At 27.4% G+C, this 26,254-nt stretch carries 25 protein-coding genes; 6 read left to right on the top strand and 19 right to left on the bottom strand.

The features are described from left to right. Positions 1–43: 43 nt before the first annotated feature. Complete coding sequence (locus I4V51_RS00710; RefSeq protein WP_195986408.1) at positions 44–439, bottom strand: Rrf2 family transcriptional regulator; 396 nt, start codon at positions 437–439, stop codon at positions 44–46. Positions 440–593: 154 nt separating this feature from the next. Between I4V51_RS00710 and I4V51_RS00705 the strand changes: the two genes are divergently transcribed. Beyond that, positions 594–1,031, top strand: coding sequence for a globin domain-containing protein (locus I4V51_RS00705; protein WP_195986407.1), 438 nt, complete (start codon positions 594–596; stop codon positions 1,029–1,031). 78 nt (positions 1,032–1,109) lie between these two features. On the opposite strand, the gene I4V51_RS00700 is transcribed toward I4V51_RS00705, so the two are convergent. The 10 genes from I4V51_RS00700 to I4V51_RS00655 form a co-directional block, all read right to left on the bottom strand. Next, the gene (locus I4V51_RS00700; protein WP_195986406.1) at positions 1,110–1,667 is read right to left on the bottom strand and encodes a hemerythrin domain-containing protein; all 558 of its coding nucleotides are present in this window, start codon (positions 1,665–1,667) and stop codon (positions 1,110–1,112) included. 13 nt (positions 1,668–1,680) lie between these two features. Further along, on the bottom strand, positions 1,681–2,319 hold the full coding sequence (locus I4V51_RS00695) for a hypothetical protein (RefSeq protein WP_195986405.1): 639 nt from the start codon (positions 2,317–2,319) through the stop codon (positions 1,681–1,683). A gap of 201 nt (positions 2,320–2,520) precedes the next feature. Continuing rightward, positions 2,521–4,194: a hydroxylamine reductase gene (hcp, locus tag I4V51_RS00690; RefSeq protein WP_195986404.1), complete on the bottom strand. Its 1,674-nt coding sequence runs from the start codon at positions 4,192–4,194 to the stop codon at positions 2,521–2,523. Positions 4,195–4,312: 118 nt separating this feature from the next. Next, positions 4,313–4,498, bottom strand: a complete 186-nt coding sequence (locus I4V51_RS00685; RefSeq protein WP_195986403.1) for a DUF1858 domain-containing protein — start codon at positions 4,496–4,498, stop codon at positions 4,313–4,315. Between the two features lie 100 nt (positions 4,499–4,598). Further along, positions 4,599–5,765 carry a cation:proton antiporter gene (locus I4V51_RS00680; RefSeq protein WP_195986567.1) on the bottom strand — a complete coding sequence of 389 codons (1,167 nt, stop codon included), beginning with the start codon at positions 5,763–5,765 and terminating at the stop codon, positions 4,599–4,601. Between the two features lie 206 nt (positions 5,766–5,971). After that, positions 5,972–8,224 (bottom strand): sensor histidine kinase, encoded by a 2,253-nt coding sequence (locus I4V51_RS00675; RefSeq protein WP_195986402.1) that lies wholly within the window; start codon positions 8,222–8,224, stop codon positions 5,972–5,974. Next, entirely contained in the window at positions 8,211–8,915 is a 705-nt protein-coding gene (locus I4V51_RS00670; RefSeq protein WP_195986566.1) for a response regulator transcription factor, read from the bottom strand. Before I4V51_RS00670 ends, I4V51_RS00675 begins: the two co-directional genes overlap by 14 nt. 237 nt (positions 8,916–9,152) lie before the next feature. Continuing rightward, positions 9,153–9,662, bottom strand: coding sequence for a DedA family protein (locus tag I4V51_RS00665; RefSeq protein WP_195986401.1), 510 nt, complete (start codon positions 9,660–9,662; stop codon positions 9,153–9,155). A gap of 178 nt (positions 9,663–9,840) precedes the next feature. Next, on the bottom strand, positions 9,841–11,049 hold the full coding sequence (locus I4V51_RS00660; RefSeq protein WP_195986400.1) for an ATP-binding protein: 1,209 nt from the start codon (positions 11,047–11,049) through the stop codon (positions 9,841–9,843). Next, positions 11,050–11,724, bottom strand: a complete 675-nt coding sequence (locus tag I4V51_RS00655; RefSeq protein WP_195986399.1) for a response regulator transcription factor — start codon at positions 11,722–11,724, stop codon at positions 11,050–11,052. A 158-nt stretch (positions 11,725–11,882) separates the two neighbouring features. On the opposite strand from I4V51_RS00655, the gene I4V51_RS00650 reads away from it, so the two are divergent. Genes I4V51_RS00650 through I4V51_RS00640 form a run of 3 tightly spaced genes read left to right on the top strand, consistent with a single transcriptional unit; the run spans position 11,883 to position 15,316 of the window. Continuing rightward, the gene (locus I4V51_RS00650; protein WP_195986565.1) at positions 11,883–12,569 is read left to right on the top strand and encodes a polyphosphate polymerase domain-containing protein; all 687 of its coding nucleotides are present in this window, start codon (positions 11,883–11,885) and stop codon (positions 12,567–12,569) included. Positions 12,570–12,604: 35 nt separating this feature from the next. Beyond that, positions 12,605–13,291, top strand: coding sequence for a DUF4956 domain-containing protein (locus I4V51_RS00645; protein ID WP_195986398.1), 687 nt, complete (start codon positions 12,605–12,607; stop codon positions 13,289–13,291). An 18-nt stretch (positions 13,292–13,309) separates the two neighbouring features. Further along, positions 13,310–15,316, top strand: a complete 2,007-nt coding sequence (locus I4V51_RS00640; RefSeq protein WP_195986397.1) for a CotH kinase family protein — start codon at positions 13,310–13,312, stop codon at positions 15,314–15,316. A gap of 72 nt (positions 15,317–15,388) precedes the next feature. Here the strand turns inward: I4V51_RS00640 and I4V51_RS00635 are convergent, their stop codons facing one another. The 8 genes from I4V51_RS00635 to I4V51_RS00600 all read right to left on the bottom strand — a co-directional run bounded on the left by I4V51_RS00635 (position 15,389) and on the right by I4V51_RS00600 (position 24,595). Beyond that, positions 15,389–15,640, bottom strand: a complete 252-nt coding sequence (locus tag I4V51_RS00635; RefSeq protein WP_195986564.1) for a DUF1653 domain-containing protein — start codon at positions 15,638–15,640, stop codon at positions 15,389–15,391. 123 nt (positions 15,641–15,763) lie between these two features. Further along, a complete protein-coding gene (locus I4V51_RS00630) occupies positions 15,764–16,981 on the bottom strand; it encodes an ABC transporter permease (RefSeq protein ID WP_195986396.1) in 1,218 nt (405 codons plus the stop codon). Continuing rightward, positions 16,978–18,282, bottom strand: coding sequence for a hypothetical protein (locus I4V51_RS00625; protein ID WP_195986395.1), 1,305 nt, complete (start codon positions 18,280–18,282; stop codon positions 16,978–16,980). The genes I4V51_RS00630 and I4V51_RS00625 overlap by 4 nt, the downstream gene beginning before the upstream one ends. A 6-nt stretch (positions 18,283–18,288) precedes the next feature. Further along, the gene (locus I4V51_RS00620; RefSeq protein ID WP_195986394.1) at positions 18,289–19,131 is read right to left on the bottom strand and encodes a carbohydrate ABC transporter permease; all 843 of its coding nucleotides are present in this window, start codon (positions 19,129–19,131) and stop codon (positions 18,289–18,291) included. Positions 19,132–19,149: 18 nt separating this feature from the next. Continuing rightward, entirely contained in the window at positions 19,150–20,055 is a 906-nt protein-coding gene (locus I4V51_RS00615; RefSeq protein ID WP_195986393.1) for a sugar ABC transporter permease, read from the bottom strand. Position 20,056: 1 nt separating this feature from the next. Beyond that, positions 20,057–22,552: an extracellular solute-binding protein gene (locus tag I4V51_RS00610; RefSeq protein WP_195986392.1), complete on the bottom strand. Its 2,496-nt coding sequence runs from the start codon at positions 22,550–22,552 to the stop codon at positions 20,057–20,059. Between the two features lie 321 nt (positions 22,553–22,873). Next, entirely contained in the window at positions 22,874–23,686 is an 813-nt protein-coding gene (locus tag I4V51_RS00605) for a DUF368 domain-containing protein (protein ID WP_195986391.1), read from the bottom strand. Between the two features lie 102 nt (positions 23,687–23,788). Continuing rightward, positions 23,789–24,595 (bottom strand): cation transporter, encoded by an 807-nt coding sequence (locus tag I4V51_RS00600; RefSeq protein WP_195986390.1) that lies wholly within the window; start codon positions 24,593–24,595, stop codon positions 23,789–23,791. A gap of 443 nt (positions 24,596–25,038) precedes the next feature. Here I4V51_RS00600 and I4V51_RS00595 point away from each other — a divergent pair, with 443 nt between their 5' ends. Further along, the gene (locus I4V51_RS00595; protein WP_195986389.1) at positions 25,039–25,578 is read left to right on the top strand and encodes a chromate transporter; all 540 of its coding nucleotides are present in this window, start codon (positions 25,039–25,041) and stop codon (positions 25,576–25,578) included. Next, a complete protein-coding gene (locus I4V51_RS00590) occupies positions 25,578–26,141 on the top strand; it encodes a chromate transporter (RefSeq protein WP_195986388.1) in 564 nt (187 codons plus the stop codon). Before I4V51_RS00595 ends, I4V51_RS00590 begins: the two co-directional genes overlap by 1 nt. Positions 26,142–26,254 lie beyond the last annotated feature (113 nt).

Here is a 26,254-nt window from a genome sequence, read left to right as displayed (position 1 = left end):
TTATACTTAGATAAGTTACTCTAATTTTCAGTTTATGATCTATTTAAATTATATCCTTTAATGTATATTTAGACATCTCATCTACGAATGCACTTAAAGAATTTGAAATTATCCCCTTAAGTTTACATCTATCATTTATTAATGGGCAAGTTCCTAATTCATTCATACATTCAACTATATTTAAGTTTTCCTCTGTTAATAACAAAACCTTACCTAAATTAATTTCTTCTGGAACCACTCCTAGTCTTAATCCACCATTTCTTCCCTTTATAGAAATTATATATTCTGTTTTTGCAAGTTTATTTACTACTTTCTTTAAATGATGTGTTGATATTTTTAACTCTTCAGCTAATATATCTACAGTTGCATTTTCTTTAGAATTTTTTGCTAAATATATTAACGATCTAAATGCGTAATCGGTAAACTTTGATAATTGCATAAATACCTCTTCCTTTCATATAACGTAAAGCAATTATATCATAAAAATAAAATGTGTATTTTACTTGCACATTTTATTTTTATATGTTATATTAATTTCATAAGTTACAAATAATAATTATCATTTAATAGTAATTAAACAAAGGAGAATTAATATGTTAGATCAAAAAACAATAGATATAATAAAAAGTACAGTTCCAGTTTTAAAGGAACATGGATTAGAAATAACAACAACTTTCTATAAAAATATGTTTGCTAATAACCCTGAAGTTCAACCATTATTCAATATGGATAAACAAAATTCTGGAGAACAACCTAAAGCATTAGCTATGACTATTTTAGCTGCCGCTCAAAACATAGACAACCTTCCAGCAATTTTACCAGTAGTAAAAAGAATTGGTGAAATACACTGTGACCGTCAAATAACTGCAGATCATTATCCAATCGTTGGTTCAAATCTTTTAGCTTCTATTAAAGAAGTTTTAGGTGATGCTGCAACTGATGAAGTTATTGAAGCTTGGGGGAACGCTTATGGTGTTATTGCTAAAATTTTCATAGATGTTGAAAAAGAAATATACGAATCTAGAAAATAATATTTTTAAACAATAAAATCACTCTAATAAAATGTTATCAGAGTGATTTTATTATTTTTCTTATTTACACTTTTAATATTATTCGCTTACTTTATACTTCTTTTCTAACTCTCCTAAAATATATAAATACTTATCCTTTATATCTTTATTATTATTTTCAAAATTCTCACATTCTATATTAATAAACCCTAACACTTCTTCATCTAACTCACGTTCGGCAAATTTATATATAACCCTATCCTCTTTATCTATATGTCTAGCTAATAGATGTGTATATGAAATAGCATTAGATATAATATCTAATTTAGATTCTAAGTCTCCCTTCTTTACCTTATCTAATGCTTCAATTAGATTTCTGACATATAATCTTCCTAAATCATGTTCTACAAGCATACCTTGATTAACTACTTTTTCTGCTGTCTCTCCAATATTTTCTACCATCTTTATAAAAAGTATTTTTTCTTCTTTCTTATGATGATGTCTATCAGCATAAAGTTGTATAAACTCAATTATATTGTTGAAATCTTCATAAATTATTTCTTTTCCATCTAAAATACTTAAGCATGCCTTTCTAACTACAGTTAACATTCTAAGAATATATTTATGTTCTTCATTCATTATTTCAATAGCTTTCATTATTCATACCCCTCTATATCCTTTTTCTTATAGCTTTTATATTTTCTTCTGATTTAATATACTCATAACTATTATCAATTTCATTTACAAAAACATTTATCCATTGTTCCCTCAGTTCATAAAATATATCTACTGATATACCTTCAACTTCCCAAATATCCTTATGTACACATATTCTTTTTCTCCACATTATACTTTGTTCACTTGATGTAATTATTTCATTTACTCTATCACATGGCATTCCATCTAAAATATAATCATTCATACTATTAAATATAGATTCTGCAGTTACAATATCTATCTTCCCTTTTGCTTCATTTGCTGCATTAACTCCTTGATTTTCATATATTTTTTTAAGCTCAAAAATATAATCATTATTATTATTTAATATAATATTTATCCATGCAGCCATTCTTCCCTCAGCACTATTAATTTTATCTTGTAACCATCCATGAATATTACTTGTATCTATCATTTCTTCAAGATTTTTTCCCGGTAACTTTTGTCCATATTTAAAATTTATTTCATCTTTTAATTTCTCTATATCTATTCCCTTATCATTAGCAAATTGTATTATTTCATCTTCTAAACCTTCAAACCATAATACTTTATTAAATAACCAATAATGTATCTTTCCTAAAAATAAACTCATATTTATTCTCCTCCATCCCTTAATATATTTTTTATTTAAATTATATTTTTACTATACATTAAATTCTTACTATATTAAGTAACATATGTTACATTTTAATTAAATATAATTTTATTTATAAAAAGGTGCTTAAGCGAAATTCACTTAAGCACCTTAAATACAGTAATTAAAATAATGAAATTACCTAATTTATATATTAATTTAAATACCTTGTTGTAAGCACGTTTTTAAATCATCCTCTGCCGTACTTATAGTTCTTAAATTAAATGTATCAACTAAATATTGAAGTACATTTGGACTTAAAAATGCTGGAAGTGTTGGTCCTAAGAAAATTCCCTTTATTCCAAGTGATAATAATGCTAAAAGATCTGCTACAGCTTTTTGCTCATACCAAGATATAATTAATGATAATGGTAATCCATTAACATCAGTTCCGAATGCATCTGCAAGAGCTGTTGCAATTCTTACTGCTGAATAAGCATCATTACATTGACCAACATCTAAAAGTCTTGGTAATCCTGCAACTTCACCAAACTCCAACTTATTAAATCTATATTTACCACAAGCTAAAGTAAGAATTATACAATCATTAGGAACCATTTTTGCAAACTGTGTATAATAATTCCTACCTGGTCTAGCTCCATCACAGCCTCCAATTAAAAAGAAATGTCGTATCTTTCCATTCTTAACTGCGTTAACTATAGTTTCTGCATTACTTAACGTTGCATGATGTCCAAATCCAACTAATATTTCATGTGGTTCTTGATCCTCTTCATATCCACCTAACTCTAAGGCTTTATTTATTATTTCACTAAAATCCTTTTTACCATCTTTACCTTTAGCTATGTGCTTAACTCCATCCCATCCAACAACACTAGTTGTAAATATTCTATCTTTATACGTTTCCCTTGGTGTCATAAGACAATTGGTAGTCATTAATATACAACCAGGTATATTATCAAATTCTTTTTGTTGATCTTGCCAAGCTCCACCGAAATTTCCAACCAAGTGAGGATATTTTTTTAATCCTGGATAACCATGGCTTGGTATCATTTCACCATGAATATAAATATTTATTCCTTTGCCTTTCGTTTGTTCTAATAGCATCTCAAGATCTTTTAAATCATGTCCTGATACAATAATAAATGGGCCTTTTTTAATATGTACATTTACCTTATGAGGTGATGGGTTTTCATATACAGTTGTATTAGCTTCATCTAATTTTTTCATTACAGCTACACTCATATCACCGGTTCTCATAGTCCATCTTATTAATTCATCAACTGATAATGTATCATCAGTTGTAGCCTCTAATGCTCTTATATAAAAGTTATCAACCTGATCATCATAATATCCAAGTTCTCTTGCTTGATGACCATAAGCACTTATTCCTTTTAATCCATATACTATTGTTTGTCTTAACGAACGAACATCTGCATCAAGGTCCTTATCATACATTATTCCTGCCCTTTTTGCATCTTCTAACATTTCTGATTTAGTTTCACTTAGATTATAAATTGTATGATCCGTATCATTTTTAATTTTTCCTACTTGTTTTCTTAGTTTTTCTTTTATTCTTTGAGACTTCTTCAACATTTCTATATGAACATCTGCATCAAAATTTACATTTGTTAAAGTAGTAAATAATGAATTTTCTACAAAACTTACAATGCTTTTATCTACATTATCACCTTTTTCAATTATTTCTTTTGCATAACAGCTAATACCCTTTATTTGATATATTAATAAGTCTTGAAGTGCAGCAATTTCAGGTGTTTTCCCACATATACCCATTTTAGTACAACCTTTTCCTCCTGCTGTTTGTTCACATTGGTAACAAAACATAGGGTATTCCATAGCCATATTATTTTCCATAATTATTCCTCCTAATAATTATTAACACTTTAATATATTTCCACTAAATAATAAAAATATTAAAATAAAAGCACTATATCTTCTTTTTACTAGATATAGTGCTTTTTGCTTATTCTATTTATTTTTCATTTAATTTATTCATTACTTCTTCTAACTCTAAACCATGAATGTAACACGCTTGCTCTAATGTTTCCATTGTTGCTGAAGGACACCCTAGACATCCCATGCCAAATTCACTTAAAATATCTGCAGCCTTTGGATTCATTTCTAATATTTCACCTATTGTATTATCTTTATTTATCATATATTTCTCTCCTTTATTTATCACACGTATTTTTATTTTAATAATTTATGCTTTGATTATACACCATATAAATTTTTTAAGGTGTAACATTTGATACAAATTAGCATGAATATGATTTTTTAAGTAATATAGGAGTCCCAATTGCACATATAATAATCATTATAATAACTGAAGGTAAAAAATAGCTATTCATAATCCCCATTTTTATTCCTTTATTAGCTATAACAAGTGCAACCTCTCCCCTTGCCATCATGCCTACTCCTATCTGAATAACTTCCTTTTTTGAATACCCACATAACTTCGCTCCTAATCCACACCCTAAAACCTTAGTTATCATAGCAACTACTACTAAAACAATAGTCATAACTATGATAGATAAGCTCATCTTAGGTAATTCCATATTTATTCCTATACTTGCAAAGAATATAGGTGATAATAACATATATGAAATTATATCAAACCGCTTTGCTATATATTTAGTTTCTCTATTTCTAGATAAAACAAGACCTGCAATAAATGAACCTGTTATATCTGCAACTCCAAAGAACTCCTCTGCCGAAAATGATAGTACTAAACAAATTACAAATGCTCCAATAACAAATCGTCTTTTATCAATATCATACTTACTTATCCATTTATCAAAAAGAATATAAACTAAATAACCTACTATAAGTGCAAATATAAAAAAACTAAAAATTTTCAAGAATACAATTCCAACATTCACGGATTTATCTGCTATACTAGTTATTACAGTTAATACTAGTATTCCTAATATATCATCTATAATAGCTGCTCCTAATATAGCCGTCGCTGTTTTTTCTGATAATTTTCCAATCTCTCTTAATGCTTCAACAGTTATACTAACTGATGTAGCTGTTAATATAGCCCCAATAAATACATTTTGTAATATACTACTTACTGTTGTTAAGCTACCATCATTAAATATATATGCAACAATAGTTCCTCCTACTAATGGAATCAAAACACCAAAGCTCGCTATTATTAGTGAATCTTTACCTGTATTTTTCAACTGTGTTATATCACTTTCCAATCCAGCTGTAAACATAATTACTATTACACCAAGTTCTGCCATCATACTTATAAAGTCTGTTTCATGCAATATATTAAAAACTGATGGTCCCAATATTACCCCTGCAAGCAACGCTCCTACTACCTGAGGTAGATTAAACTTTCTTGTTATTAATCCTAAAAGCTTTGTACTTAACAATATTAATGCAATATCTAATAAATATTTATATGACATAATATAGTCCCCCTTTTAGCATATTTATTTATTTGAATGTATTATGTTATATTCATATTTATATATATTTATTAATTTTATAATTTATAACTCTAGTTCAATATAGACTAATCATCTACTTTTCTTATTAAATAAAAGATGAAGTATAATTAAAAAATTTTAACTATACTCCATCTTTACGTCATAATATATATTTTAATTTTATAGGCTTACTTTATTTTATAAAAAACTATAGTTACTTTAAATAAATCCCCATCCACACTAATATTAAACTTACCACCTTGTAGTTCAACAAAGCTCTTTGCTATTGCAAGGCCTAAACCTGAGCCCTCAGTATTTCTTGATTCATCACCACGAACAAATCTTTCTGCTATCGTATCTACATTAAATGTTATTTCTTCAGCAGCCATATTTTTCATTGTTATTTTAACTTTTTCTTCACTCTCAACAATATCAACATATACTCTAGTATTAGGCATAGCATATTTTGTCATATTAATTACTAAATTCTCAAAAACTCTAAAAGTACGTTGGCTATCTAAAGGTACTACTACTTTTCCTTCTGGCAAATTCTTTCTTACTGCTAAATTTGCTTCTTCAAGCTTATCTTCAAGCTCAAGTAAAGTTTGCTTCATTAACGATACAACATCAATATTTTCAATATTTAAGTTTATATTTCCGCTTGTTGCTTTACTCATTTCAAATAAATCTTCGATTAAAACTTGTAATCTTTGAGCTTTTCTATCTAAAGTTTCAATATATTGCTTACGCTTTTCTTCTGATAAATTTTCATCTTTTAAAAGATCAGCATAAGTAATTATTGCTGTTAAAGGAGTTTTTAAATCATGAGAAACATTTGATATTAAATCTGTTTTCATTTTTTGACTCTTAACTTCTTCATCAACGGCACTTTTAAATCCTTTTTGAATTTGTTGTAAATCTTCTTTAAATGGTTCAAAAAGCCCTAAATCTTCTTCTATATTAACATCTAATTTTCCCTTTGCAATTTTACTTGTTGCTTCCCTAAGCTTACTATATTTTTCACTTATCTTATCAACATATTTTCTTATAATAAAGAATAAAACTATTGAATAAAGTATAACTACAGGAATTCCAAAGAACCATATAGAAGTTATTAGTAATAAAATTACTGCATTTATTACTAATAATTTCATTATTAGCTTATTATTTTTTTCTCTTAAATCTATTTTAGTTACCTCATCTAACGTTCTTTTAATTATTCTAATGAAGAACATTATTACCATTCCAAATATAGTTCTTCTCTTTATATAATCTACAATTCCAAAATTAAATATATATTTAATAACTAATATAAAGAAGAATACTGCCGCATAGCTTAATAACCATATTATAAAATTAAATATCCATATTACTCTTTCTGGAATGATTAAATTTGGTATCATTTCTGTAAATATTGCTTTTAAATCTCCATTTAAAGTAGCTCTTATAAGCTGTCCTGCTAATGGACCTAAAGCAGCTATTGCAAATCCAATAATAATTATCCAAAGTTCAAATGGGATTTCAACTATTTTATTAAATAATATTGTATTTCTAGCTTTTCTTATCGGGAATATTAAGGCTACTAATGCTATAATACCAGCTATTATAAGCGCAATTCCTGAACCTATACCTTCATATCTACTAATATCAGCATTTTCTATTCCCCATCTAATGTTATCATAATTATTTAATACTTTTGGAACTGCATATACAGTTGTCATATCCTTAATTGGATTCATAGTTAGATTATAATACCCTTCTCCATCTATAACATTTGAAATATTATAATTACTTCTTATATTCATTAATTGATTTTGAATATTTGATTTTAAAACTTCTTTATCTGCTCCAAAAGTATCTCCAATAGTCAAATTCCCTTCATTATCAAAGGTAATTACAGTATAAAACTGATAATTTTCTTTATTTAATTCTGACATGTTTACATTATTATTTTCAAAATTTATACTTCCATCTAATGTATTACTAACCTTATTATTAGAATTATTATGATAGTAATACTTTAAATTTCCTGAACTAACACCATTTCTCCATCCAGAAAATTCACTATTAAACTCATTTATATTACTATCAAATTCATCTCTAATATAATTATACTCTTCTTCATTACCTAATATATTTTTATCTATACTTAATAAAATATCACTTGACTTCTGAGGATTATTATCTTTAATAGAGTCATAATATAATGCATAACTTGATTCTGCTATAAGCCGACTAAATCCATACTCATCAAAATAATTTGAATTTTTACTTTTCGCTGCTTCATTTACAAATCCATAAGAGTTACACATTCCTAAAGCTGCTAAAATTATTATAGTTATAATTACTAACGTAGTTATAATCCCTTTGCTTTTATAATTATCTTTTTTTAAATCATTAATGCTATCATTGCTTTTATGGTTTTCCTTATTGCTTTTCAATTTTATATCCAACTCCCCACACCACCTTTAAATATTTTGGATTCTTCGGATTTATTTCAATTTTTTCTCTTATCTTTCTTACATGTACCATTATTGTATCAGTATTTATCGCCTGCTCATTCCATACTCTTTCATATATTTCGTCAGCGGCAAATACCCTACCAGGATGTTTCATAAGTAATGCCAATATCTTAAATTCAATAGGTGTTAACTTAACATTTTTTTCATCTACAGTTACTTCCTTAGTGTCAAAATTTAATTCTAATCCACCTACACTATAAATATTTTCTTTAACATCTGGTTCCTTAACCATATTCATAAACTTGGAATATCTTCTAAGCTGTGAATTGACTCTAGCTAATAATTCAAGTGGTCTAAATGGTTTCGTTACATAATCATCTGCCCCAATATTAAGTCCCATTATTTTATCTACCTCTTCTGATTTTGCAGATAGCATTATTACAGGAAAATCATGATTTTCTCTAAGTCTCATAACAAAAGTTATGCCGTCCATCTTTGGCATCATTACATCAACTATCGCTAAATGAATAGTTTCCTTCTTTAACACCTCTAAACCTTCTATTCCATTATTAGCTATAAAAACATTATATCCTTGATTATTTAAATATGCTTCTATTGCAATTGCTATATCATTTTCATCTTCTACTACTAAAACATTATATGAGCTCATATTATTCATTTCTATTTACCCCTCTTTTCTAATTTTACGAACATGTTCACTTACTATATTATCAATAATAATACCCAAAACTAAACAACAACTTTATATAATTCTAAAGATTTTCTTAAGTGAAGCTCCAAATCTTAGATTTGGTTAGCTGAACTTACTACTACGACTAAATGGAGTTGTAGTTTCCTCAAAAATAATAGAGGTTATACTATATAACCTCTAACTAAATAATTTAAATTATCCAATATATTTAAAAATTCCCTCACCTAAAATATAACCTGCTGAAATAAAGACACCATTCCATATAAATATTCCACAAGCTGAATATATTGTATATTTTAAAAAATTCATTTTTAAAACTCCTGCTGGTATTGCAATTATTGTTCTTGCAACAGGAATAAGTCTACTTACAAATACTCCTATATGACCTTTACTTCTTAAGTATTCAAGTTTATCATCTATATAAGCCTTTTGTTTAGGAAATTTTTTCGTATATTTTTCTAATAAAAAACCGCCTCCATAGAATCCTAAAAAATATAAACACCAGCTTCCTATAACTCCTGCTATTACCGATAACATTAAAACAAATGGAAAGTTCATTTCACCTCTTGATACCCATAATCCTGCCAGTGGCATTATTATACCTGCTGGAAGTCCTGGTAAGTTTAAATATTCCAAAAATACAATTATAAATATAAATATCACACCATACTGTGACAGATAATTTAAAATACTATTAGCATCCATATTTGTTCCTCCAAATTTATCCTTTTATTCCTAAGTATAATTTTATATTATATTAAAAAAATAAAGAAGAGTTTATGTTAAATCTAAAGAAATTCTTAAGATTTAATTCTAAAAGATAAAAGACCATTACAAATTCTTTTGCAACAATCTAAAAAAATAATTATTTCAACTTTTTTTACTAACTCATTGGAAGCTCTATAATAAATGATGTTTCTTTTTTTACTATACTTTCTGCATATATTTTCCCTTTATGCTCCTCTACTATAGCTTTTGCTATAGAAAGTCCAAGTCCATAACCTCCTGTACCTCTATCCCTTGAATCATCAACTCTATAAAATCTCTCAAATATTTTTTCTAAATGCTCTTCCTTTATTCCTTCACCAGTATTTTTAATTATTAATTTTGCTTTATTTTTCTCAGTATTAAGTGATATAGCTATTTTTCCATTTTTATTTGTATACTTAATGGCATTATCCATTAATATACTTATAAGCTTTTTAATTTGATCCTTTTCTCCATTTATAAAAAGCCTATCTGATATATTCTCCTCTAATGTAAGACCTTTTTCAAATATTACTACCTCAAATACTAATAATGAATCACTTATAATTTTACTTAAATTAAAATTAATAATATCTCCCTTTTTCTTATTAGCATCTAAATTAGCTAATGATAACATTTCATTAATTAAAGTTGACATTCTTCCTGTCTGAGAATCTATATAATTAATCCACTTTTTTTGACTCTTTATAGTTTCCATTTCATTTTCCTGTAATAATGAAATATTAGTTTTAATAATAGTTAGTGGAGTTCTAAGTTCATGGGATGCATCCGCAATAAATTGCTTTTGCTTTTTAAATGTTTCCTCCAATGGATTTATGGCTTTATTAGTAAAATATATACTTATAAAAAACAATAAAATTAAACTTACTGAACCTACTCCAATAAATATTTTTAATAAACTCCATAGCATATCTTGTTGAAATGTCCTACTCATTAATACTATCCTTTTTCCTGTACCAATATCTTGTTTTAAATATGCAAAGCTTTCTCCATTAATATTTATTTTACTCATTGACTTATCACTATTAATAACCTTTGAAACAATACTATTTATATCTAGCCCCTCTGTATTTAATCTAGAAGAAACACCAACTACCTCATTAGTATTATCCAAGTCTATTTTTATTGTCATATCCATTCTTTCATCTTTTGGCATTGGTTTTTGTTGCGGTACAACAATCATATTTCTCCACAACTGCATTTTCATATCCTTTTCCATACTATAGGCAGTAGTTAAATATATAGTTCCAAATATACCTATAAACACAGTTGTTAAAAGCATCATATTAATTAATACAAACTTTCTTTTTAACTTACTAAACATTTAATTTTCCTCCAGCTTATAACCAACACCTCTTACAGTTGTTATACTAGTAGCTGAATCAATATATCCTAGCTTCTTTCTTAAAAATGAAATATAAACTTCTATATTATTATACTCCGCATCGGAGTCATATCCCCATATTTTACTTATTAACTCATCTTTAGTAACTATTGTCTTTGGTCTTTGTATAAAACATCTTATAATCTCAAATTCTTTTAATGAAAGCTTAATACTGTTACAAGCTCCCTCTAATTCATAACTAGAAATATTTAATTTAATATCCCCAAACTCTAAAATATTATCATTAATAATTTCTCCTTGCCTTCTTGTTAATGCCCTTAACCTTGCTAACAACTCTTCTATTGCAAAAGGCTTAGGTAAGTAGTCATCAGCTCCACAATCTAACCCTTTGACCTTATCTTCAATTTCCCCCTTAGCTGTTAGTAAGATAACAGGTGTTTTTATGCCATCCTTTCTTAATCTCCTAAGCACTTCTAATCCATTAAGCTTAGGAAGCATAATATCTAATATTATTACATCATATATATCTGTTAACCCATAATCCAATCCATCTTCACCATTATATACAGCATCAACTCCATATTTATTTTTACTTAATATTTGATTAAGAGCTTCAGAAAGTTGTATCTCATCTTCTACAAGTAATAATCTCATTAACCTCACTCTCCTAACATTCTATATAACTAATTCTTTACTAAAAGTCTAACATACAAACAAATTATTTAGTTCATTTTTAAGATTATTTTAAGGTTGGAGTATTACCATTTAACTTATAAGTTAACTTAAGTTTAACATTAGTCAAATCGGAGGTGATTTTTATAACTAAACCAAGACATGAATTAAAATTCTTTATTAATGTTGCTGATTATTTTGCAATAAAAAATAGAATTAAACATATAGCTTCATTAGATTTAAATTCAGGAGATTCTGGAACTTATCATATCCGCAGTTTATATTTTGATAATTTTAATGATAAAGCCTTACTTGAAAAAGTTAATGGTTATAGTAAACGTGAAAAATTTAGAATTAGATATTATAACGATAATTTTAATTTTATTAGGTTAGAAAAGAAAATTAAAATCAATGGTTTATGTGCTAAGTTTTCAGCCCCATTAACCAAAGAGCAATGTGAAAAAATATTAAATAATGATATTGAATGGATGCTTAACTCTAATAAATCATTAATTCAAGAATTATATTTTAAAATGAAATCTCAAATGTTAAAGCCCAAAACATTAGTTGATTATACACGTGAGGCGTATATTTATAAACCTGGAAATGTAAGAATCACTATTGATAGCAATATTAGAAGTGGTATCTATTCAAGAGATATGTTTAATACAAATCTTCCCACAATGAAGATTCCTGCTAACGATACCATAATTTTAGAGGTGAAATTCGATGAATTTTTACCTGACATAATAAAAGATGTAATACAAACTAATACAAGAAAAGCAACTTCAATTTCCAAGTATGCTAATAGTAGAATGTTTGGATAAATATTAAAAACTTATTTTTGGGGAGGTAATATATAATGAATTCACAAGTTAATTTTTCAGATATTTTTAAATCGAGTTTTTTAGAAAAAACTACTAGCTTTTCAGTTACAGATACTTTGATAGCTTTAAGTTTAGCTTTAGCTATAGGATTATTTATTTTTTTAATATATAAAAAAACTTTTAAAGGTGTTATGTATTCTGAAAGCTGTGGTATATCTTTAATTTCAATGACATTAATAACTACTTTAATTATTTTAGCAATAACTTCTAATGTAATTCTTTCACTTGGTATGGTTGGTGCATTATCTATTGTAAGATTTAGATCTGCTATTAAAGAACCACTTGATATTGCATTTTTATTCTGGTCAATATCTGCTGGTATAGTTTTAGGAGCTGGTCTTATTCCTTTAGGGATTTTAGGTTCTGTATTTATAGGAATTGTAATGCTTATTTTTGTTAATAAGAAGAGTACTGACAATCCCTATATACTAGTTATAAATTGTTCTAATGATAACAGTGAAAATTCTGCTATTAAATTTATTTCTAATTCAGTAAAAAAACATGTTATTAAATCAAAAACTGTATCAGCTAGTTCTGGAATTGAATTAACTGTAGAAATAAGATTAAAAGAAATGTCAACTAAATTTGTAAATGAACTTAGTCATATATCAGGAGTAAATAACGTTGTTTTAGTTAGTTATAATGGCGAATATATGAGTTAATAAATAGGTGGTGAAAAAATGATTTCAAATAAGCACTTCAATAAGCTTGTTGCTATATTAATGGTCATAGCTGTAAGCTTTTCATTGATAATTATAGTATTACCTAAAAGCTCACCTACTACAACTTATATTGAACAACCTGATTACGTAATAACAATTTTTGATGATGACAAGGTTATGGATATAAATATAGAAATGGATGAAACTGCTTGGCAAGAAATGCTTGATAATGCTTCAGCCGAAGAATATACTGCTGCTAATATTACCGTTAATGGAGTTACTTACAACAATGTTGCTATTAGACCTAAAGGAAATTCTAGTTTATCTCAACTTGTTATGGATGATACCACTGAAAGATATAGCTTTAAAGTAAAGTTCGATGAATATGTTGATGGACAAACTCTGGATGGACTTAGTAAATTAGTATTGAATAATAATATGTCTGATGCTACTTATATGAAAGAATATCTTTCATACAAATTACTTAACTCCCTTGGCGTTCCAACTCCATCATGTTCTTATGCCAATATTACTGTTAATGGGGAAGAATGGGGATTATATCTTGCTGTTGAACCAGTTGAAGAAGAATTTATTGAAAGAAATTATGGCTCTACTGATGGTAATTTATATAAGCCTGAAAGTGATAGTGTTGCTGTTGAGGAAAATAAAGATAAAGACTCTACAAGTATTAAGCCTCATTTTAATCCAACACAAATCACTCAAGGTTCAAATAACACAACTACTGAAAATAGTAGTCCCCAAATAATGGCTCCTCCTGATATGAACTCCGAAGATAATTCTAATCAACAAATACCTTCTGATATAGGTGGTAGCATGATGGGTGGAGGAATAGGTGGAAACTCTAATGGTGCGGATTTAGTTTGGAATGGTGATGATATTTCTAACTACTCTGCTATTTTTGATAATGCTATCTTTAAAACTACAGATAGCGATGATTATACTAAAATATTAGATATGATTAAACATCTTGATACTATGGAAGATATTGAGTCTTATTTAAATGTAGATGAAGTTTTAAGATATTTTGCTGTTAACACATTCTTAGTTAATCTTGATAGTTATGCTTCTAACATGAACCATAATTACTATTTATACGAGGATGATGGTGTAGTTAGTATTTTACCTTGGGATTATAATTTATCATTTGGAGGCTTCCAAGCTGGCTCATCTTCAAGTGCAATAAACTTCCCTATTGATTCTCCTGTTTCAGGTACTTTAGAAGATAGTCCATTAATCGCTAATCTTTTAGATGTAGATGAATACAAAGAATTATATCATCAATATTTAAATGAAATAGTAAATAATTTTGTAAACAATGGAACTTACGAAATGTTAGTAACTAAAACTGATGCTTTAATCAGTCCTTATGTTAAAAATGATGCTACAGCATTTTATACTTTTGATGAATATAAAGAAGCAGTTAGTAATTTATTAAACTTTGGTCTTGATAGATCAACTAGTATTGCTTCTCAACTTGATGGTTCTCAACCTTCAACAATCACAGGTACTATTGAAACTACTGTAAACTTAACTGCAATGGGGCAACAAGGTGGTGGAAATGATAAAGGTGGTGTGAATATGGCATTTAATAAAGATAATGCTGAAAATCCCAACAATTTAACTAACAATACTATGATTCCACCAAATAATAATACACCTGAAAACAGTAGTAATTCTTCTATCCCTAAAGATTTAATGATGCAAGCAATGCAAATTATTCAAACTTCAGAAGCTGGAAATATAACTGATTCAATTAAAGAACAGCTATTAGCTTTAGGTTTAAGCGATAATGATATTACTAAACTTGAATCTATACAAACCTCAATGCCTGGAGGTAAAGTTAATACAAATAAGGAATTTATTAGTAATAATTTTGCAATGAGTCCTATAAATTCAAACTCAAGTAATTTTAGCACATTACTATTAACAGGATTATCAATTTTATTATTAATAGCAACCCTTATTTTTGTAAAATTATCAAGCCAAAGAAAATATACTAGTTAAGTAAAAATATGCGAATTAAAATAAAAGTTAAGAGATATTATGCCCTTAACTTTTATTTACTTCGCAATTTAACTATTTAACACTATTTACTTCAAACTCTTGAAATCTAAACTTCTGTCCTGTTGGATTAACTTTTCCTTCTGGTACCTCTTCAACAAACATATCATAAGGTCTTACAAAAAGCCCGCAATCGCCATATAAAGCTCTATATAAAACCATAGTTTCTTGAGTTTCTGAATGTTTTACAAAATCTTCAACTAAGTATAAATCACCCTTAAAATGTCTAAATATCTTTCCTTTTGAACTTGTTATATCCCTCATAATATCTTCCTCCGTAAACTAATAAGTATTTATATATTTTAATGTAGACTCTAATAAAATTCAATGTAAATAAAATAATTTATCCCCTAAAAAGGATTTTATAAATTCTTTTTAGGGGACATACATTTATAAACATATCTCATTAACAATTTTACTATTATTCTCTAGGTCTTCATCATAAATTAAATGTTTATAATGTGATTTCATAAAATAATCTGCACATAAATACAAAGGATAAATTAACCATAACATCATTATGTTTACATCAAAATTAAACTTTGTCCATATAATCAAAACTGCAACAAAAGTACATATTATTGAAATAGCATTATTAATTATAAGTCCCTTAATATCCTTAATATTAATTACATTTAAATTAATTATAAATAATGCAATTGTAAATATTGAGAATAAAACCGACTTCAATAAATTTTCTATATTATAAATATCAATACCAAATTTTTTCATATACATAACATATTGAATCTTTTCGGAATACTCTTTCCACATTTTACTCCAGAAATCAAAATCTGACCATTTGTTAGGAATCATATCTAAAGGAATAGATATATTAATTTTAGTAACCTTAAATACAATAAATACTGAAGCCATAAACATAATTAAATATAAGATTACTAATACAGGTTTATTTCTTGATTTTACAGAATTAACTATTATTTTTATTAATATTAATACTAAAGCTAAAATTGGAAAAATCATTGCTATAGTCTTTGCCATAATAAAATATATTCCACCATTGATAGCCATTTCTTGAATACCAAATTTTGATTTAAACTCCTCTATCTTATTTACAGTAAAGTCTGTTCCATCAATAGTTAATCCCTTTAATGCTAAATTTGAATCCTCTGGTAACTGAAGCATCATATTTGCTTTTGTCCCCTTTAAAATTCCTCTTACTATTAAACTTTTATCATTATATACTATAGTTCTTCCTATACAGTTTCTACTTCCAAATAATTTGAATGATGTCTCCTCATCTATTAAGCAACCTTCTTTATCATCCTTAAATAGCATAGACCCCTTTACTAATAAATTTGATGATCCATTAATTAATAATATATCTAACTCATTAGCTGTTCTATTTAAATCTGGATTAGTAACACTTTGAAGCGACTCTTCTCTCCATCCTACAAATGAAAGTTCATTTTTACTTTCCCTAATATTTTTAAGTAACCCTACAGTATAGTTATCATTTTCAAAATAGAAATTAATAATTTTATCTTTACTCTCTATATTATTAGCATAACCTAATGATATTCCCCAGCACATAATTAAAGCAAAAATAAGAATAATTCTAATTATGTGCTTTAATTGCCTTATCATTCATTCTCCAAGCGAACTCTATCGCCATCTTCTACTGTTTTATTACTATCTACTATTACTTTTTCACTTCTTCCTATTGCTCCATCATTTATAGCTGCAAACTCACCGTCTTTTTTCTCAACTTTAACATCAATTTTTTTAGCTATTAATTCTTCACCTAATACAGTTTCCTTTTCACTTACAACTAAAATATAGTAGTTGTTATTATCGCCTTGTCTTAGTGCCGCTATCGGAACACATGTCCCATATTTCTTTGCCTTACTTGAAATTATTATTTCTCCTGAATCATCAATTTCTCCTACTCCAACTGGTAGTAAAACTGTAACATCTAAGTAATCCGCACTTTCTTGATTTTTAGATACTGCTTCAACAGTTAAATTTTCAACGTTTCCTGTACTTCCTAATTTTAAAGAAACACTTTGTCCTTGCTTAACTAAAGCTCTACTATTTTTCTCAACTTGTCCAACAAACTTATACCCTGAATTTTTATCTGCTATTGACATTATAGCTTCTGTTGTAGTTCCACCATTTTCAACAAATACACTAGTAACTATTCCCTCTTTATCAGAAATAATTTTTCCACTTGCATCTAACAACGGTTGTAACTTTGCTAACTCTTTATTATATTTATCTATTTGAAGTGAATCTTTAGTATCTTGAAGCGCTCTATCTAAATCAACAGTATCCTTTGATTCCTTAAGAGCTTGCTCATACATTGATTTCTTTGATTGATAATCAGCATATAAGCTTTCTTCCATTGATGGATCCTTTTCTTCTTGACTTAAATTTAAATAGTTATCTAAAGCTTTTTTTGCTGTATTCATTTCATTTAATGCTGCTTGAGCACTTTGATTCTTAGTAGCTATTGCTCTATTATAATCTTCTGTTGCTCTTGATAAAGTCTTTTGCTCCTTAGCTATATTTTCTTTTATTTCATTTACTTTTGTTTCTAAATCATTAATATCAAGTTCTACTAATGTATCTCCAACCTTAATATTAGATCCTATGCTTACATTAACATAATCTACCTTTAACCCTTCGATAGTAGATATTTTTTCTTCTCTATTTTTTACAACTCTTCCTTGTGCCTTTACTTCATCTACAATAGTTTTTGTTTTTGGCTTATCAACTTTAATTCTTGGAATAGTCATAGAATCTGCTGCTCTTGATAACATAGTACACATTACCATAAGAAATAAAAATGCAAATAAACATTTTACCGCTTTCTTTTGTAGTGTATCTTTTCCTTTTTTAACATACTTATAATTTATAATCTTTTTTATCTTATCTTTTATATTCATAAATCATCATTCCTTTACTGCTGATGCTGCAATACCTTGCTCTAAATAACTTTGACCTGCAAAAAATACTATTATAGCTGCTATTAATGTAACCGCTGATGCTGTAAATGCTATATCTGCATTTTCTAAAGTAATATTCGGTAAATAAATAGACAATGGCCATAACGCCTTATCTTTTAAGAAAGTTAACGGTTGCTCTATTAAATTCCAATACTCTAAGAATTGTAATACTACAGCTGACATTATTCCTGGCATACCTAGTGGAATTCCTATTTTCATAAAAATTTTTATTTCACTTGCACCATCTATTCTTGCTGATTCAATTATAGATTCTGGTATATTACAAAAGAATCTATACATTATAAATACAGAAAATGTTGAAAATATAGCTGGTAGTATTAAGCTTCCATGTGTATTAAGAAGATGAAGCTTATCTAATACTAAATAACTAGATAACATTGTAACTTGAAATGGCATCAACATTAATACTATATAAATAGTAAATAAAAACTTTTTAAACTTAAAGTTGTATCTTGCAAATCCCCATGCTGCTGGAATACCAAATACAAGTTGCCCTGCTACTGAAAAAAATACTATTTTTACAGAATTCCAAAACATTACAAAAAATTCTGGTGTATCAAATAATAATTCTACATAAGCCCTTATAGTTGGATAGCTTGGTAATAGGCCCCAAGTTACATACCCCTTAGTCTTCTCTGATAATACTGGTCCAAGATAAGTAGTTAATTCATCAACACTCATAAATGAACCAGCTAATAAAAATATAACTGGGAAACACATAAATATAGATACTGCAACTAATATAATAAATACTATTTTTTTCTTCATTCTATAAATCACCTCACCTTAATCTTGCTTTTCCCACGCTCTTTGTAACAGCATAATTAATATAAATATTATTATTGCCATAAGTACAGATGCAGCTGCCATTTTACTAAAATCTAACTCTCTAAACCAATTATTAAATAAATGTTGAAGTAAATACATGCTTTTATCTGGATAATCTCCAGCGACTAAATATGCTTCTCTAAATACCTTAAAGGAATTAAGAAGTGATAAAACAGCAACTGTATATAAGGTTGGCTTTAAACAAGGTACTGTTATCTTAGTAAAACATTGAAAATTACTTGCTCCATCCACCTTAGCAGATTCATATATCTCTTTAGATATAGAATTTAATCCAGCTAACCATAAAATAATATTATACCCTAAATTTTTCCATATGTAACTGAACACTAATATCCAAAAAGCCCATCCTGTACTCATCCAATCTTGCCCTGCTATATTAAACTTATCTAATATAGCACTTAAAGTACCTTGTTCGTGAAACACAATATTCCATATTAATACTACTGATGCAATAGGTACCGCCATAGGTATTAAAAATGCTGTTCTTAACACCTTTGATGATTCTACAAATTTATTTAACCATACAGCAATTATTAATGATAAGGATAATAATAACGGTATACATACAAGAACAAACTTTCCTGTATTACTAGCTGCTAATTTAAAAGCAGAATTATTGAAAACCTCAGTATAATTTTGGAAACCTATGAATTCTCTTGAAATTGCACTTTGAAAAGATCTTATAAATACATCTAAGAAGGGAAGCAGTGTAAATACTGCTACCCCTAATAAACTTGGTAAGACAAAATATAATCCTGTCTTTTTTGTCTTTTTCTTTATTTCAACCTTTTCAGATTTTTTTATCTTAAATTGTTTTATTTTTTTTACTTTTACTTCTTCCATATTACTCCGATAAGTATAGATCTAAATTATCTACAACTTTACTTATAGCATCATCTAATGAAATCTCGCCTTGTGCAAATGCTGCAAATTGTTTTGCAACTTCTGTTAATAATACAGTATTTAGTGTAGTCGCTGTATTTAAGCCCTCAATTTGAGCAATTAATTTATTAACATCCTCTTCATTTGCAAGTAAAACTTTAATTTCTTTTTCATTTCCAAGTTCATCTGCCCACATTGAAGTATAGCTTACATAGTGATTAGTTGCTTCATCAAATTCTGGTTCATAACCTTCATGTTTTTCCATAGAGAATTGACTTACTAAGGTTTCCTTATTTACAGGTAATCCATTTCCGTATAATTGTTTTTGAATCTTATCAGAAAGTAATTGTTTCACTACTTCTTTTGCTTCTTCTTTATTTTTTCCTTTTGCATTAATACCTATTATATTAGATCCTGTAAATATAGATTTATCATCTCTAGTTAAAATTTTATAGTCCATTTCACTTCTATTAATCATTGCTGTAATTAGTGAGCTATATCCATCAGCACCATCTATTCCACCATATGCTAAACTTGAAGCATCTTCAAATAAGAACATATCCGCATAAATAGAAGGATTTAAATAATATTGTAAGTCATAAATTCCATACATTTCTTCATAATCTTCTTGAGTAAACTCTTCATCACTACTATCTTCAACATCTTGATCTATAGTTACGTCTGAATCTACTCCAAAATTATTATCTATATTTTCTGAATTTGCATATTTATCTTCCATAAATTTTGCATAACTCGCTTCATTTTCTTGAAGTGCAGCATACATTTCCTTCGCCCTATTAAAGAAGTTAGTTAAAGCTTCTTCATTTATAGTATCATCATCATTAAGCCAGTCGTTTCCATATAAATAATATAATGAATACACTAAGCTTTTAGCATCAAAGTAATTTGAAAATACTCTTTTTTGAGTTTGAGTTGATAATTTTTTTGTTAATTCAACTAAAGAATCTAAACCTTTTATATTGCTAATATCATCTTTATTACCAAATAGCATTGGGAATTTAAAGCTTGTTGGGAATTGATATATCTTTCCATCAACAGTGTATGCTTCTGCTATATTTTTAAATACACTTCCATCTTCAACTAATGGATTTATAACATCGCTTATATCTTCTAATAATCCTTTTTCAATATATGATTCAGCAGATAAACCGTCTAATATTATTACATCTGGTCCATTTCCTGCCATTATTTCAGTATTTAAAGTTTTAAGTGCATCTGATTGAGTTACTCCATCACCATAAGTTAATCCAATTTCATACTTAACATAAGTATCTGGATGTTCCTTTGCATAACTAGAAATAGCTTGTCTGATTGAATGATTCTCTAATAAAGAATAAACAACTAATTGATTTTCAGGAACTGATGGTATATTTTCATCATAAGCATAATTAATAATTGAAGTTCCTGCTTCAGGATTAGACCAATCAGTAAATGTAGTTAAAAATTCTCCATTGCTCTTTTCAACAAATGATGTTATAGACATCTCATTATCACCAAAAGATGAAATTGCAGAATCTACTAATTGTTTTACCTTTTCAGTTTTCATATTATACTCATATAATCCTAAAGTAGTATAATAATATAATTTATCTTTGCTTCCTGCGTTAAGGAAAGTTGGATAATAATTAGAATTTTCTGCTATAGTTTCTTTTTCTAAAGCTTCTAAATTTCCTTTTTCTTTTCCATTAGTTGTATCATATTCTGTTATTGAATCAAATTCATATATAATTAAAGATTCTCCAACTAAGAAAAAGTCATTTATCCATTCATTAGATTCATAAATATTTTTTTCTTTAAATGTTTCTCCATCAAATTGAACTACTTTTTCTGAATTGCTACCAACTGTGAAAAATACATCTCCATTAGTACTACACTTAAAGTTATTATATCCAGCCCCCATTGATTCATCATCATCATTATACACTGAAAGATCTAACTCTATATCAGTTAAAGTTCCATCGGTGTCTACAACAGCATACTTAAATTCTGGTTCTTTATAAACTTCTTCGTTTACTACTCCCTCTTCAGCTATTGCTCCATTTTCCCCCTCACCTACTGGAGGATTATCTGGCATAGGTTCTTGAAAATAGTAAGATAATAGTATTTTTCCATTACTTAAATAACCTATATTATTTGTATATGTTTCTTTTCCCTCTTCTTTAGGTAATTCTATAGAATTCTCTGCCCATGTTTTACCACCATCTTCAGAAATAAATGCAACTGGTTTCCAGTTTTCGTTTGAATATGCAATCATCCCTATTTTATCATTTTCTAATAATGATACACTTTGAACATTAACACCTTCAGGAACATCATATCTCTCCTCAACATATCTTCCCATTGAAGACTTTCCTTCCCCCTTTGAACATCCAGCTATACTTAACATTAATGTTAATGATAAAAGTATTGAAAGCATTTTTTTAAAATTTCTCCCCATATTTACCTCCATAATATTTATTATTTATAATTTATTTACATTTTATTTCATAATACCATTTATTAGTATTTTTTTCCACATAACTCTTATTATTTTTATTAAATCCTTTTCACCTATAAATTAATTAATAATAAAATGTAAGTATTATTATCATATAAATTATTAGACATATTATTCTTTTAAAAAGTTCCATGTCACTAAAACATTGTATATATAAATTTTACATTTCAATCCTTAATTTACTATTAATATATTATTAAATTTATCTTACAAAATAGAAAAAGAAGCCTGTATTACTTGCTTCTCTTTAATATATATTATTTAATTAGTAATTTTATTTGACTTTCCTATACAATAAATAATAGCAAATCCACAAATAAATGCTATTATTGCATATAAAATATTAATTCCATTTGGTAATCCAGGATATATTGGAATTATTGATCCTATAACAAATCCCAGAATAAGCATATATGTTCTACTAGGATATTTATTAAGCAAATATTCTAATACCTTACTAGTTGCTACAGTTCCAACAAATACTCCTATTAATATAGGCGTTAAGAACTTAATATTAAAAGTATTTATAGCATTTAAGGTTATACTGTATAATCCCAACATAAGTAACATAAAAGATGTACTAATTCCTGGTAATATTAAAGCAATTGATATTACAATACCCGCTATAAATAAAAGAAAAATCCCCTTAACATCTCCAGCCGAAGCCATTACAGAAAGTGCTTCTGGATCTCTTGATAAAGCTATTGCAATGATAAGCCCTATAATTAAATAAATAATATCTGACTTCTTACTATTTTTTTCTTTAGCCTTTATATATAACGTTGGTAAACCACCACAAACTATTCCAATAAAAAGGAATCCCATTATAATAGGTGACCTATTTAAAAGACTCTCTATTATTTTACTAAATAATAAAACTCCAAATATACCCCCTAATGCTAAATAAAATAAAAGTTTAAAGTTTCTTTTCCAATCATCAAAAAATCTACTCACTGCATGTATTAAATCGTCATATATTCCAAAAATTATAGCCATTGTTCCACCACTTACCCCTGGTACTAGCATAGATATACCTATAACTAACCCTTTTAAAAATATTAATAGACTTTTCATTTTCCTCTCTCCTTAACACTTTAATATAAATTAATTAATATGTATTATATCAAATTATATAGAAAATTTAACCATAAAAAAAGAGTCAGCTTTCGCTGACTTTTATATTGCCCATTTTTTGTTTCCTGTAAAAGATACATTCAACCACTTTTTATAATCAATATGCTTAATTGCATCATTTATTTCTTCTCTTACATTATCCATTTGATCTAATGTTTTTAGCTTACTATCTTTGTTATAAACAAAATCAATTTCAATTCTAAGCTCACGTCCAACCTTAGATACTCTTGTTATCGAATCTTCAAAATTATACTCTTCTTCAATTTCTTTAACTAATACATATATATCATCATTAATTTCATCATCTGCTTTTACACAAATTACTTCCTTAAAGCTATTTATAAAGCTTTTTATAGGTATTCTAATACATAATAATGCCACTATAACTGTCATAGCTGGATCTATATATGGATTTAAGAAATTTAATTTTGTTTTTGATAAAATAATTGCTACTATAAAAGCAAGCAATACAGCTGTACTTAATGCTGTATCCATAAACCATTGTGAGTATTCTGCTTTAATAAGTTCTGATGATAAAGCTTTTTCCTTAACCTTCATATAAAATGTTATAGCTCCACATCCAAGAACTGATACAACTGAATAAATTAATGCCATTCCAAACTCTAAATTATTTCCACCACTTGCTATTGTCTTTACAGCTCCTATTAATGAATATAAACACATAATAGCTATCATTAATGATTTTATTGAAATAACTATTGGTTCTAAAATATGTTTACCAAAAGGAAATTTTTCAAAATCTCTCTTAGCCATATATTTATTAATATAAAGGGATAACATTGATAATATTACACTGATAAATGAATATAATCCATCGAATATAATCATATCAGACTCTATCGCTCAACCCCATGCAATACCAAATAGTGCAAAGAATAACGCACCTACTACAGATAGTTTTAATATTTTATTCTCTAGTTTCATTATTCTCACCTCTATTCTTATTTTTTATCTTTTTTAAAACTAGATACTTATATGATACACTAATAAATCTATTTTTGTAATGACTAAAATGCTGAGAAATTGCAACTAATATATGCATTTATCTATATGTAAAATTTTGAAAATAGCTTAAATGTACCTATTTTTACTTAAAATGTACTTATTTTAATATTTTTTTAACATTTTATTTTAATTTAATATTTACTTTATACAATTAAAAGCATTAACTCTTGTATTTTCTTCCTAGTATATTTTTAACTATATATTATTATCAAATCAGTATATAATATCACATGGAACTTATTTTTAATAAAGGAGATTATTTATAAATGAAAGAATTATTTGATTTATTTTGGACTTTTTGTAAGATTGGTGCTCTTACATTTGGTGGTGGTTATGCAATGCTTCCTATAATTCAAAGGGAAGTAGTTGAAAATAAAAAATGGTCAACAGAAAAGGAAATTTTAGATTATTATGCCGTTGGCCAATGTACTCCTGGCGTAATTGCAGTTAATACAGCAACCTTTATTGGCTTTAAAATAAGAGGAATTATAGGTGGAATAATTGCAACTCTGGGTGTAGTTTTTCCATCATTAATTATAATATTAATCATTGCTTCTTTTCTACAAAATTTTGCTAATATGGCTATAGTGCAAAGTGCTTTTGCTGGAATAAGAGTAGCTGTAGTTGCTTTAATAATTACTACGGTAATTAAACTTCTAAAATCATCTATTAAAGATTACTTAGGAATAATAATTGCTATTATCACTTTTATTATATCTGCATTCTTAGGTTTATCTCCTGTCTATGTAGTAGTTGCTGCCGGATTAACTGGATTAATTTCTAAAACACTAGGAGGTAACAAGTAATGATATATTTAATTTTATTTTTAGAATTCTTTAAGGTTGGATTATTTTCTGTTGGTGGAGGACTATCTACTATTCCATTTCTATACGAACTAGCTGATAAGTATAATTGGTTTGATCAAAAAATGTTGATGGATATGATTGCAGTATCTCAATCAACGCCAGGTGCCATTGGTGTTAATATGGCTACTTTCGCAGGTTTCCGTGCCTCTGGTATATTAGGTGGAGTAATCGCTACTATAGGTTTAGTTAGCCCTTCTGTTATAGTTATAATTATAGTTGCACATTTTTTAAATAAATTTAAAGAAAGCAGTGTTGTTGACTCAATATTTTATGGTCTAAGACCTGCTGTTGCTGCTCTTATTGCCGCTGCTGGCTACCAAGTATTTAAAGTATCTATATTAGCATTAGATAAATTTAATATTACACATAAGTTATTAGACGTAATCAATATTAAATCTACTATTTTATTAATAATAATGATTTTTGCTATAACTAAATTCAAAAAACATCCTATTATTTATATAGCAAGTGCTGCTATTATAGGAATAATATTTAAATTTTAAAGGGATAGTGAATTATCACTATCCCTTTATTTAACCAGCCTAATATATATCCAAAATTTTAATTATCTAATATATCTTAACTTTTACCATAATTACATTCCTAATCATATAAT

The sequence above is a fragment of the Clostridium sp. D53t1_180928_C8 genome (assembly GCF_015667795.1).
In the GTDB taxonomy this organism is placed as follows: Bacteria; Bacillota; Clostridia; order Clostridiales; family Clostridiaceae; genus Clostridium.
The sequence above is the reverse complement of the archived record's forward strand: the minus strand, read 5'-3'. Positions and strand labels throughout refer to the sequence as shown.